10 protein-coding genes and 1 pseudogene are annotated in these 11,602 nt (G+C 63.5%); 3 read left to right on the plus strand and 8 right to left on the minus strand.

Features of this window, described 5'->3' with window-relative positions:
• Positions 1-26: 26 nt before the first annotated feature.
• From L858_RS0116270 to L858_RS0116295, 6 genes are all read right to left on the minus strand, one after another.
• Complete coding sequence (locus L858_RS0116270) at positions 27-1,199, minus strand: carboxynorspermidine decarboxylase (RefSeq protein ID WP_022684212.1); 1,173 nt, start codon at positions 1,197-1,199, stop codon at positions 27-29.
• 127 nt (positions 1,200-1,326) lie between these two features.
• The gene (locus L858_RS0116275) at positions 1,327-2,544 is read right to left on the minus strand and encodes a saccharopine dehydrogenase family protein (protein ID WP_028056229.1); all 1,218 of its coding nucleotides are present in this window, start codon (positions 2,542-2,544) and stop codon (positions 1,327-1,329) included.
• 197 nt (positions 2,545-2,741) lie between these two features.
• Positions 2,742-3,092 carry a GFA family protein gene (locus L858_RS0116280; protein ID WP_022684214.1) on the minus strand — a complete coding sequence of 117 codons (351 nt, stop codon included), beginning with the start codon at positions 3,090-3,092 and terminating at the stop codon, positions 2,742-2,744.
• Between the two features lie 73 nt (positions 3,093-3,165).
• A complete protein-coding gene (locus tag L858_RS0116285) occupies positions 3,166-3,954 on the minus strand; it encodes a TerC family protein (RefSeq protein ID WP_022684215.1) in 789 nt (262 codons plus the stop codon).
• A gap of 110 nt (positions 3,955-4,064) precedes the next feature.
• Positions 4,065-5,663, minus strand: a complete 1,599-nt coding sequence (locus tag L858_RS0116290) for a cisplatin damage response ATP-dependent DNA ligase (protein ID WP_022684216.1) — start codon at positions 5,661-5,663, stop codon at positions 4,065-4,067.
• Between the two features lie 106 nt (positions 5,664-5,769).
• Positions 5,770-6,762, minus strand: coding sequence for a ligase-associated DNA damage response exonuclease (locus L858_RS0116295; RefSeq protein ID WP_022684217.1), 993 nt, complete (start codon positions 6,760-6,762; stop codon positions 5,770-5,772).
• Positions 6,763-6,946: 184 nt separating this feature from the next.
• Between L858_RS0116295 and L858_RS20400 the strand changes: the two are divergent.
• Positions 6,947-7,441, plus strand: a pseudogene (locus L858_RS20400) (class I SAM-dependent methyltransferase); the annotation flags it as partial.
• 116 nt (positions 7,442-7,557) lie between these two features.
• Here L858_RS20400 and hemA read toward each other — a convergent pair.
• Both hemA and murI read right to left on the minus strand, forming a co-directional pair.
• Entirely contained in the window at positions 7,558-8,778 is a 1,221-nt protein-coding gene (gene hemA / locus L858_RS0116305) for a 5-aminolevulinate synthase (RefSeq protein ID WP_022684219.1), read from the minus strand.
• 155 nt (positions 8,779-8,933) lie between these two features.
• Complete coding sequence (gene murI, locus L858_RS0116310; RefSeq protein WP_028056230.1) at positions 8,934-9,737, minus strand: glutamate racemase; 804 nt, start codon at positions 9,735-9,737, stop codon at positions 8,934-8,936.
• A 135-nt stretch (positions 9,738-9,872) separates the two neighbouring features.
• On the opposite strand from murI, the gene plsY reads away from it, so the two are divergent.
• Together plsY and dprA are read left to right on the plus strand one after the other, a co-directional pair.
• Positions 9,873-10,487: a glycerol-3-phosphate 1-O-acyltransferase PlsY gene (plsY, locus tag L858_RS0116315; RefSeq protein ID WP_028056231.1), complete on the plus strand. Its 615-nt coding sequence runs from the start codon at positions 9,873-9,875 to the stop codon at positions 10,485-10,487.
• Positions 10,484-11,566, plus strand: coding sequence for a DNA-processing protein DprA (gene dprA / locus L858_RS0116320; RefSeq protein WP_028056232.1), 1,083 nt, complete (start codon positions 10,484-10,486; stop codon positions 11,564-11,566). The genes plsY and dprA overlap by 4 nt, the downstream gene beginning before the upstream one ends.
• The last annotated feature ends 36 nt before the right edge of the window (positions 11,567-11,602 follow it).

An 11,602-nucleotide genomic window follows, 5' to 3' on the forward strand; every position in this document is an offset into this window, starting at 1 on the left:
TTGCGCGCCCAGCTACGAAACGTGCGTCAGGAGAGGCGAGACTTGAAGTCCTCATAGGAAAAGCGGCGGATTTCCTTGAGTTCGTCCGTATCGGAGTTCCACAGCCAGATGCCGGGCAGGGGTACACCGTTGAATGTATTGGTCTTCACCATCGAGTAGTGTGCCTGGTCGAGGAAAGCGATCCGCCGGCCCGGAGTCGCGCCGCCGGGGACTCGATAGTCGCCTATGATGTCGCCGGCGAGGCAGGAGGGGCCACCGAGTCTCGTCACGGAACCGTCCGCTTCCTCATGCAGCATGGCGGGGCGGTATGGAGCCTCTATCACGTCCGGCATGTGGCAGGTCGCCGAGATATCCGTGATCGCGACGGGCATGCCATTGTCGATGACGTCCAGAATTTCGCCGACCAGAATGCCGGCGTCGAGCGCCATCGCTTCGCCAGGTTCGATATAGAGTTGCAGGCCGGTCTGCGCCTTGATCTTCTGGAGGAAGGCAATCAGATCATCGATCTGGTAGTCGGCGCGGGTGACATGATGGCCACCGCCGAAATTCAGCCACTTAAGGCCACCGACATGCGGCATGACGCGCGATTCAATTGCCGCCCAGGTGCGTTCAAGCGGCAGGAAATCCTGTTCGCACAGATTATGGACGTGTAGGCCGTCCACTCCGTCCAGATGCTCCGCGCGCAGCTGATCGATGGGGAAACCAAGACGGCTGTGCGGCTGCGATGGGTCGTATTTGGGCACTTCGCCCTCCGCGTGGAGGGGATTGATGCGCAGGCCGATGTCGAAGTTCACACCGTTCTTGCGAGCCTCTTCCATGACGGGCCTCAGCCGCCCGATCTGGCCGGGGCTGTTGAAAATGACATGGTCCGAGATGGGGAGGATTTCGGCCAAGTCTTCAGGCTTGTAGGCCGCGCAATAGGTCGCGATTTCGCCGCGATATTCCTCATGCGCGAGACGGGCTTCGTAGATGCCGGAGGCGCAGACGCCGTCGAGATATTCGCCGATCACGGGACCCAGCGACCACATGGAAAAAGCCTTTAGCGCGCCCAGCACCTTGATGCCTGCCCGGTCGCGGATGTCACGCAGCACGCTGAGGTTGCGGCGAACCGCGGCCTCGTCCACCACGAAGGCGGGCGAGGGGACGCGGTGCAGATCGAAATGCGCGAAAGCGGCGGGATCGCCGGCTTTGGTTTCCATGGGTCTTTCCACTCCAGGCACCTCCACCGTCACCCCGGGGCTTGACCGGGGTCCCGCTGCCTCAAGCAACGGTAGAGAAGAAGCGGGACCCCGGCTCAGCGCCGGGGTGACGGTTCGTGACGAATCGTCAGAAATCCAGCGGCGCGTCCAGTTCCTTCACCTGCCAGGGCAGACCGTGCTTGTTCAGCATGTCCATGAAGGGATCGGGATCGAACTGTTCGATGTTGAACACGCCCCCCTCTCCATTCGCGCCCTTCCATGCGCCGGTGAGCATGAGTGCCGCACCGATCATCGCGGGGACGCCGGTGGTGTAGCTCACCGCCTGGTTGCCCGTTTCGGCATAGGCGTCCTCATGGTCGCAGACATTATAGACATAGACGGTCTTCTTCTGACCGTCCTTCTCGCCGGTAGCGATGTCGCCGATATTGGTCTTGCCCTTGGTGGTCGAACCCAGGCTCGACGGTTCGGGCAGCACGGCCTTGAGGAACTGAAGCGGGATGATTTCCTGGCCATTGTAGATGACCGGATCGATCCGGGTCATGCCGACATTCTGCAGCACTTCGAGATGCTTGAGATAGGCGTCGCCGAACGTCATCCAGAAGCGGATGCGCTTGATTTCGGGATAGTGTTTGGCAAGCGATTCCAGTTCCTCATGATACATGAGGTACATGTTCTTCTCGCCCACCTGATCGAAGTCGAAAACCTGCTTGTGCTTGAGCGCGGGGCCTTCGACCCACTTGCCGCCTTCCCAGTGGCGTGACGGAGCGGTGACTTCGCGGATGTTGATTTCCGGGTTGAAGTTGGTGGCGAAATGCTGGCCATGGTCGCCGCCATTGCAGTCGAGAATATCGAGCGTGTCGATCCGGTCGAGCAGATGCTTCTTGATGTAGGACGCGAAAACGCTGGTGACGCCGGGATCGAAGCCCGAGCCCAGCAGCGCCATGATGCCGGCTTTCTTGAACCGCTCCTGATAGGCCCACTGCCAGCTATATTCGAACTTCGCCGTGTCGCGCGGTTCGTAATTGGCGGTGTCGAGATAGTCGGTCTTGGTCGCGAGGCAGGCGTCCATGATCGCCAGGTCCTGATAGGGCAGGGCCAGGTTCACCACCAGCTTGGGCTGGACCTTTTCGATGAGCGCAATCGTCTCTTCGACATTGTCGGCGTCAACCTGCGCCACGTCGATGATGACGCCGGTGCGGGCCTTGACCGATTCGGCGACCTTCTCGCAGCTGATGATGCGGCGGCTGGCGAGCGTGATATGGCTGAAAATGTCAGGGTTCATCGCCATCTTGTGAACCGCGACAGACCCGACGCCGCCCGCGCCGATGACCAGAACCTTGCTCAATTCAACTGCTCCATGCGTGAAGCGCGCCCGATGCGCGAAAGCGCCCATATAGGGAGTTGGCGTTACAGCGCAAAGTCAGACTGTGGATACCACCCTCGTCATCCCTGCGAAGGCTGTGACCGATCTCCTGCCGCTGCACCGAGCGAACTCTTACGGGAGATGGCTTCCTGCTTTCGCGGGAGGGACAATTGAATTTTTTAAAAACTCGCGCCGTCCACCTTGTTGATCTTGAGCGCGTCGAGATCGACCTCCGGCACACAACGCAGGTTGATGGCTCGCATGACCGATCCGTCTGGCCCCGTGCCTTCCGCAAACGCCTGCGTCCCGCAGAGCGTGCAGAACTGGTGCGTGATCCTGTGCTTGTAGAACTGATAGTCGGTGAGCTTGTCCGCGCCGCTCTCAAGCGTGAACTGGTCGGCGGGCACGAAGGTCAGCAGGAAGCCCTTGCGGCGGCAATGGGAGCAGTTGCAGGACATGGCTTCGGCGGGCACCTCGGCGGTTACGGTGAAGGTGACTGCGCCGCAGTGGCAGCTTCCAGAATAGGACATTATTCACCCCTTTCGGTCTGGCGACGGTTGGTGGCGCTGCGGCTAAGACATCGCCGCCGCGCCACCATCTAAGTCAGGCGCGATCCTTCCGCATCTGCGCCTTGCGCGCGAAAATGTTCAGCACTTCGACCAACGTCGAGAAGGCCATGGCAGCGTAGATATACCCTTTGGGCACATGGACGCCAAATCCATCCGCGATCAAGACGGCGCCGATCATCAGCAGGAAGCCCAGCGCCAGCATCACCACGGTTGGGTTTCGTGCGATGAAGTTGGCAAGGGGCTCGGCAGCCAGAAGCATTGCCGTCACAGCAGCCAGCACGGCGATAACCATGACGGCCAGATTGTCGGTCATGCCTACGGCCGTCAGGATGGAATCGAGGGAAAAGATCATGTCGAGAAGGATGATCTGAGCGATCGCGCTGCCGAAAGTGAGCGTAATGGCACCCTTTTTCTTTTCGAGAATGTCGTCGGAGTGACTGGGGTCGACGGTGTGATGGATTTCCTTCGTGGCTTTCCAGATCAGGAAAAGGCCGCCGGCAATGAGGATGAGATCCCGCCAGGAGAACAGGGTTTCGAAGGTCGGGAGTCCGTGCTGATCCAGCGGCCCGCTGATCCCCAGATCAATGACGGGCTTGGTCAAACCAACGATCCACGCGATCATCGACAGCAGGATGAGACGCATACCGAGCGCCAGGCCAATGCCGATCCGCCGCGCTTTCGGTCGTTGTGTTTCGGGCAGTTTGTTCGTCAGTATCGAGATAAAGACAAGATTGTCGATGCCGAGCACAACTTCCATCACCACCAATGCAACCAAAGCAGCCAAGGCAGTGGGATCGGTGAAGGCGCTAATCAGGCTTTCCATCGGGTTCCTCTCGTTCGGGTGAGCGGTCGGCACCATGCCGATTGCTTGCGGCCTAAGAAAGTCTCACTGCAGGGCGGTGAGGAAATTTGGTTGAAGGGAATCGCGCCATCTCAACTCACCAAGCGCCGCAATCCCGCTACCGTATCTGCCTCATGCGGGGGCTTGTCGCGCCTGATCCTGGCGATCCGGGGAAAGCGCATCGCCAGCCCGGATTTATGCCGCTTGCTTTCGTGGATACTGTCGAAGGCCACCTCCAGCACCAGCGACTTTTCCACCTCGCGCACCGGGCCAAAGCGGTTCACCGTGTTGGTGCGCACGAAGCGGTCGAGCCATTTCAGTTCCTCGTCGGTGAAGCCGCTATAGGCCTTGCCCACGGGCAGCAGTTCGCCTTCGTCCGTCCAGCAGCCGAAGGTGTAGTCGGAATAGAAGGAGGAGCGTTTGCCGTGGCCCCGCTGGGCGTACATCATGACGCAATCGGCGGTCAGCGGATCGCGTTTCCACTTGTACCAGAGCGCGGCCTTGCGCCCGGCGACATAGGGGCTGTCGCGGCGCTTGAGCATCACGCCTTCGATCGCGGCGTCCCGGGCGCCGGCCCGGATATCGGCGAGGCTTTCGAAGTCCGTCGCTTCGATCAGGGCGGAGATGTCGAAGCGGTGGGGGTCGAGTTTGGGAACGGTGGTTTCGAGCGCTGCGCGGCGCTGTTCCCAGGGAAGGGCGCGCAGGTCTTCATCCGCGTCGAGCAATATGTCGTAGAGGCGGACGAAGGCGGGATAATCGTCCATCATCTTGGCCGTCACCGCCTTGCGGCCGAGGCGTTGCTGGAGGGCGTTGAAGCTGGCGGCAGCACCTCCATGTTCTTGGCCACCCTGAAACTCTCCTTTGACGAGCAGTTCGCCGTCGAGGACTGCATGGTGGCGGAAAGCCGCCGCGATTTCGGGAAAGCTGCCGGTGATGTCGTCCCCGGCGCGGCTGTAGAGGCGGGTCTGCTCGCCCGTGCCGACGATCTGAACGCGGATGCCGTCCCATTTCCATTCGGCGGCATAGTCGGTGAGATCGACGCTCTCGGCCTCCAGCGGGTGAGCGAGCATGAAAGGGCGGAAGAAGGGCGTGCCTGCGGGATCGGGGCGGTCGGACTTGCCCTCCGCCCATTCGAACAGGGTGGTGTAGGGGGGCGAGAGGGCGTGCCAGCATTCCTCCACATCATCGACGTCGAGGTTGAATGCCTGGGCAAAGCCGGTCTTGGCAAGGCGGGCCGAGATGCCGACGCGCAGGCCTCCGGTAGCGAGCTTCAACAGGGCGAAGCGGCCGGAGGCGTCGAGGTGGTCCATCATCTGCGCGAGCTTGGCGGGCGCGGCGGCGCGGCTGACGGCATGGAGGCGGTCGACAACGGCGGAGAGGGATAGGGTGGCGTCGTCGATTTCCGGAGGCTGATCTTCCCGCTTGGGCCAGAGGAGGGCGACGGTTTCGGCAAGGTCGCCGACATAGTCGCGGCTCATTTCGAAAAGCACGGGGTCGGTGCGGTCGCGGATCATCTCTCCGATTGCGGAGGCCTTCACCGCCTTGAGATCGAGATTACCGGTGAGCGCTGCGAGCGCCCAGCCCCGATCGGGATCGGGGGCCGTACGCATATAGTTGGCGATGAGGTCGAGCTTGCCGTTCCGGGAGCGGGTGTAGACGAGGCCATCGAGGAGTTGGGAAAAGGCTCTCATTATCTCCGGCCTCCGTTCGTTTCGAGCGCAGTCGAGAAACGAGGGGTCCGTTCTTTCCGTTTCTCGACTTCGTTCGAAACCAACGGGGATGCGAGTATTGTGCGCATCACCCCTCGTCCTCATCTTCACGGCCGACCATCTCCAGCGCCCGCGCGCGCATCTGGTGGGTCATGCACCAGTGGAGCAGCGCTTCCTCGCGGCCGTGCGTGATCCAGGTTTCGGACGGGGCGACCTCGCGCAAGGTGTCGGTCAGTTCATCCCAGTCGGCATGATCCGAAATGACGAGCGGCAATTCGACATTCTTCTGCCGCGCGCGCTGGCGAACGCGCATCCAGCCTGACGCCATGGCGGTGATGGGATCGGGCAGGCGTCGGCTCCATCGGTCGTTGAGGGCCGAAGGGGGGGAGACGACGATGTGGCCGCGCATGTCCTTGGCGGGGATGCCGGTCGCCGGGCGTAACTCGCCCAAGTCGATGCCGAAATCGGCGTAGAGCGCGCACATGCGTTCAAGCGCGCCATGGATGTAGATCGGATCGTGATGGCCCCGGCCGCGCAACTCGCCGATCAGTCGTTGCGCCTTGCCGAGCGCATAGGCGCCGACGAGCACGCAGCGGTCCGGGTGGGCATGGAGAGCAGCGAGCAGACGGTCGACCTCGCTGCCCGTGTCGGGATGGCGGAAGACGGGCAGGCCGAAGGTGGCTTCGGTCACCAATATGTCGCAAGGGACCGGCTCGAACGGCTTGCAGGTGGGGTCGGGCCGGCGCTTATAGTCGCCGGTGACGACCACGCGCTCGCCCGCATGTTCAAGGACGATCTGCGCCGACCCCAGCACATGGCCGGCGGGGACATAGCGGATCGTCACGCCGCCCATGCGCACCTCTTCACCATAGCCGACGGGCGTGCCGAACGCGGTGCCATAGCGTAGCGCCATGATGGCGAGAGTCTCCTCCGTCGCCCAGACATGGCCGTGGCCGCCGCGCGCGTGATCGGCGTGGCCGTGGGTGACCAGCGCGCGCGCCTGCGGAACGGAGGGGTCGATCCACGCGTCGGCGGGGCGCACATAAATGCCGGTCGGGTGGGGTTCGATCCAGTGAGGCATGGCTTTATGGACAAAGGTGGTTCGGCCCGCTTTGTTCCGCAAGAGGCTTCACATGGCTGTACCCGCCACGTCACGCGGACGACAAGCGCTTGCCCTAGCCGCGCTCCACGACCTGACAGCAAGGAGGCGCGGCGCATGGCATTTATGGCTCACCTGAAAGTCAAGCGGGCGGTGCACCGCCATCGGCATCTGTCGCGTCCTGGTTGCGGTCGGAAAAGCGTGGCCCAACGCGCGGCTTTACGGCGCCGACATCTCGAAGGCCATGCTGGAAACGGCGCGAAAGGCGGTGGCGAGGGCGGGCATGGGCGATCGTGTGGTGCTGTGCCAGGGCGATGCCTGCACCTTCGATCCGGAGACGTTGTTCGGCCGCATGGCCTTCGAGCGGGTGTTCATCAGCTATGCTTTGTCGATGATCCCCGACTGGGAAGCGGCGTTGTGGCAGGCGGCGCGGTGCATTGCCGACGGCGGCAAGCTGGAGCTGGTCGATTTCGGGCAGCAGGAAGCACTGCCCGACCTGTGGAAGCGGGCGTTCTTCGGGTGGCTCGCCCGGTTCCATGTGACGCCGCGTGCAGACATGCGCCATGTGCTGGAGCGGATGGCTGCCGATATGAACGCGTTGCCGCACAGCCGGAGCCTGTATCGGGACTATGCGGTGCGGGCTGGGTTGATGCGGGCTTGAATGAGGCGGCGGCGCGATCGAGAGGTTCACCCCCTCACCCAGCTGCAACTAGCCAGCAAGCTGCCAAGCCTTCGCAGCCCGCTCCCTCAAGGGAGAGGGATAATGCCGCAAAGGGGTCAGGCGGCCTTCTTGAGTTCCAGCTCAAGCCGGTCCCAAATTTCCACAAGCGCCGACACCAGTTCCTGCATCATCTCTTCGCTATGGGCAGGGCCGGGCGTGAAGCGCAGGCGTTCCGTTCCGCGCGGCACCGTCGGGTAATTGATCGGCTGCACATAGGCGCCATATTCGGCGAGCAATATGTCGCTGATCCGCTTGGCCTTCACCGGATCGCCGACCATCAGCGGCACGATGTGCGTGACCGATGGCATGACCGGCAGGCCGGAATCAGCCATCAGGCGCTTGAGCGTTGCGGCGGCCTTCTGCTGGCCTTCGCGTTCTTCGCTCGATTGCTTGAGGTGGCGTACGCTCGCCAGCACGCCGGCCACCAGAACCGGTGAAAGGGAGGTGGTGAAGATGAAGCCTGGCGCATAGCTGCGGATGACATCGACGATCATCTGATCGGCCGCGATATAGCCGCCCATGACGCCGAAGGCCTTGCCCAGCGTGCCCTCGATGATGGTCAGCCGGCTCGCGACATCGTCACGCTCCGAAATACCGCCGCCGCGTGCACCATACATGCCCACGGCATGAACCTCGTCCAGATAGGTGAGGGCATTATATTCGTCCGCCAGGTCGCAGATCGCGGCGATCGGCGCGACGTCTCCGTCCATCGAATAGACGCTTTCGAACGCTATCAGCTTGGGCGCGTCGGGATCTTCGGCGGCGAGCAGTTCGCGCAGATGGTCGACGTCATTGTGCCGGAACACCCGCTTCTCACAGCCCGAATTGCGGATGCCCGCGATCATGGACGCGTGGTTCAGTTCATCCGAGAAAATGATGCAGCCAGGCAGGATTTTCGCCAGCGTCGAAAGCGTCGCCTCATTTGACACATAGCCGGAGGTGAAGAGCAGCGCGGCTTCCTTGCCATGCAGGTCGGCAAGTTCAGCTTCGAGATCGACGTGATAATGGGTATTGCCGCCGATGTTGCGCGTACCGCCGGACCCGGCCCCGACATCATGCAGCGCCTCTTCCATCGCGGCGACGACCTTGGGATGCTGGCCCATGGCGAGATAGTCGTTGGAGCACCAGACGGTGATCGGCTTCGGCCCATTATGGCCGTGGAAGCAGCGCGCATTCGGGAAAGCGCCCTTGTTGCGCAGGATATCGATGAAGACGCGATAGCGGCCCTCGCTGTGAAGCCGGTCGATCGCCTGCGTGAAGATATGCTTGTAGTTCACCTGAAATGCCCGATCCCTAATCCCGCATCCCCTCTTTTGAGGGAGCCAATAACTGTTGCGGCCATCCATTACCAGTGAGAACCGTTCGCAGCACTGCTTAGAAATATCTATCAGACTGATAGCTCAGCTAGCCATTGGACCGATCGTCCACCCCCCTACAAGACTTCGACGCGTTCGAGGCCATAGCTTGCCAGGGCGCCGGCAAGCAGGCCGACGCTCTCGTCCAGCCGAGTGAAGACAGCCGTTCCGGCCCGGCGCTCTGCCGGCCATCGCTGACCCTGTGTCAGATAAGCGATGCGTCGGGCTATTCCCTCACCGCCATGAACGAAGTGCAGCGGCCGGGGCGAGGCGGCGGCGAGTTCCGCCTCCACGAGGGGGAAGTGGGTGCAGGCGAGAACCACCGTGTCCATGCGGTCGCCGCCGGGCTGATCGAACAGTCCGGCCAGTGCGTCGCGCGCGATGGCCGGGTCGAGAACCTCGCCCCGCAGCTTTGCTTCTGCCAGTTGGACGAGCGCCGCCGATCCATGGCGGAGAACGATGCAGTCAGCCCCGAACTCCGCGGCAAGGCGATCGACATAGGGCTGGCGGACCGTTGCGTCGGTGCCGAGGACGCCGAAGACCCGACTTCTGGAAACCAGCGCGGCCGGCTTGATCGCAGGGACCGTCCCGACCACCGGCACGTCGAGTGCCGCGCGAACCGCAGAGAGCGCGATCGTGGAGGCCGTGTTACACGCGATCACGGCAAGGCGCGGCCTGTAGCGCTCCACCAGACGGCCAAGCAGCGCGGGGACGCGGGCGGCGATTTCCGCCTCGCTCTTCGTACCGTAGGGGAAGCCGGCGCTGTCTGCCGCATAGACGACGTGGGCATTCGGCAGCGCCGCACGCGTCGGGCCAAGGATGGAAAGCCCGCCAACGCCGGAATCGAAGAAGAGCAGGGGAGCATCGGGTGCGACCGTCATCGGGGGAGTATCTCGCGGCTGAGGCCGGCACTGTCAACGGGCGCTGGCAAGCCCTCGGCACGCGACAGGTCAACCTTCCCGTTGCTCCTTGCGGCGCGAGCGCTATGGTCGCGCCGCAACAATTTCGGCGAGATCATGACTCCTCCCTGGCTTATCCCCGCGTTCGTCCTGCTGATCGGTTATCTGCTGGGGTCCGTACCCTTCGGCTTGCTGCTGACGCGCTTCACAGGCGCCGGCGACCTCCGCAGAATCGGATCGGGCAATATCGGCGCGACCAACGTGCTGCGGACGGGGCGCAAGGGGCTGGCGGCTGCGACTTTGCTGCTGGACCTGCTGAAGGGTGCGGCGGCGGTGCTGATCGGCGCGGCACTGGTCGATGGTGGTGGAGCGATGGCGGGCGCCATGGCCTTCATCGGGCACTGCTACCCGGTCTGGCTGCGGTTTGCGGGCGGCAAGGGCGTGGCGACGATGATGGGTGTCATCACCGCGCTTTACTGGTCTGCGGGACTGGTGTTCGCCATCGTGTGGCTGGCGGCGCTGTTCGGCACGAAGCGGTCCTCGGTCGGAGGCATGTCGGCGGCGGTGAGTGCGCCTGTCGCCATGTGGTTTTTCGGCCGGCTCGATCTGGTGCCGGTGGCGCTTGCGCTGGCTTTGATCGTGCTGTGGCGGCATCGGGAGAATATCGGCCGGCTGATCAAGGGCACGGAGCCGAAGATCGGCGCCGGCAAGACGCAGGCGGTGAGCGAATGAGCGAGCAGGAGCGGTTCAACCGCCTTCGCCTGATCCGTAGTCCCCGCATAGGCCCGGTCTCCTTTCGCCAGTTGATGGCTCGCTTCGGCACGGCGGCGGAGGCGTTGCGTGCCGTGCCCGATCTCGCTGCGCGCGGCGGCGGCAAGGCGAGCGTCGCGGATGCTCGCGCGGTCGAGCAGGAAATCGCGCGGAGCCGTGCTCTGGGCGCGCGCTACTTGCTGATGGGCGACGCGGAGTATCCCTTTCTGCTCGATCAGACGGAGGGCGCGCCACCGGCGCTGATCGTTCGGGGCGACCTGACCTTGGCTTCGCGCGACTGTGTGGCGATGGTGGGGGCACGCAATGCTTCCGCCGCTGCCTGCCGCTTTGCCCGGACGCTGGCGCAGGATCTGGGGCAGCGTGGCGCAGTCGTCGTCTCGGGCCTCGCTCGGGGCATCGACACGGCGGCGCATCAGGGGGCGATCGGCAGCGGCACGATAGCGGTGATCGCATGCGGCATCGACATCGCCTTTCCGCCTGAAAATGAGGCTTTGCAGGAGCAGGTGGCGAACGAAGGCCTGCTGGTGACGGAGCATCCGCCCGGCGTTCAGCCGCTCGCCCGCCAGTTTCCGGCGCGTAATCGCATCATTGCGGGCCTGTCCAAGGGAACAGTCGTGGTGGAGGCCGCGCCCAAATCGGGGTCGTTGATCACCGCCCGGATGGCGGCGGAGGCAGGGCGCGAAGTCATGGCCGTTCCTGGATCGCCGATCGATCCCCGCGCGCAGGGCTGCAATCAGCTCATCCGCGAGGGGGCCATTCTGGTCCAGAATGCCGCCGACGTGATCGAGGCGATCGGCTCGCTCGACGTCCGGATGGTGCGGCAGGGAGGTTTCGACTTTGCGGGCGAGCCGGTGTCCCCTGACGTCGCCGAACAGGAGCGGTCGTCGATCGTCGCCTTGCTGGGCCCGTCTCCTGTGCCGGTCGATGAACTGATCCGGCTGTCGGGCGCGAGTCCGGCGGTGGTGCAGACGATCCTGCTGGAGCTGGAGCTGGCCGCGCGGCTGGAACGGCATGCGGGCGGACGGGTGAGCCTGTCGTGATGGGTTGACGGGGGCCGCAATCGCCTTCCAGACTCG

Source organism: Sphingobium bisphenolivorans (genome assembly GCF_000412635.1).
Lineage (GTDB): Bacteria > Pseudomonadota > Alphaproteobacteria > Sphingomonadales > Sphingomonadaceae > Sphingobium > Sphingobium bisphenolivorans.

Bases quoted from the DNA above. Each gene is read 5' to 3' on its own strand.
- L858_RS0116285 (WP_022684215.1), bottom strand. From the start codon at position 3,954: ATGGAAAGCCTGATTAGCGCCTTCACCGATCCCACTGCCTTGGCTGCT.
- plsY (WP_028056231.1), top strand. From the start codon at position 9,873: ATGACTCCTCCCTGGCTTATCCCCGCGTTCGTCCTGCTGATCGGTTAT.
- L858_RS0116290 (WP_022684216.1), bottom strand. From the start codon at position 5,663: ATGAGAGCCTTTTCCCAACTCCTCGATGGCCTCGTCTACACCCGCTCC.
- murI (WP_028056230.1), bottom strand. From the start codon at position 9,737: ATGACGGTCGCACCCGATGCTCCCCTGCTCTTCTTCGATTCCGGCGTT.
- L858_RS0116270 (WP_022684212.1), bottom strand. From the start codon at position 1,199: ATGGAAACCAAAGCCGGCGATCCCGCCGCTTTCGCGCATTTCGATCTG.
- L858_RS0116280 (WP_022684214.1), bottom strand. From the start codon at position 3,092: ATGTCCTATTCTGGAAGCTGCCACTGCGGCGCAGTCACCTTCACCGTA.
- dprA (WP_028056232.1), top strand. From the start codon at position 10,484: ATGAGCGAGCAGGAGCGGTTCAACCGCCTTCGCCTGATCCGTAGTCCC.
- L858_RS0116295 (WP_022684217.1), bottom strand. From the start codon at position 6,762: ATGCCTCACTGGATCGAACCCCACCCGACCGGCATTTATGTGCGCCCC.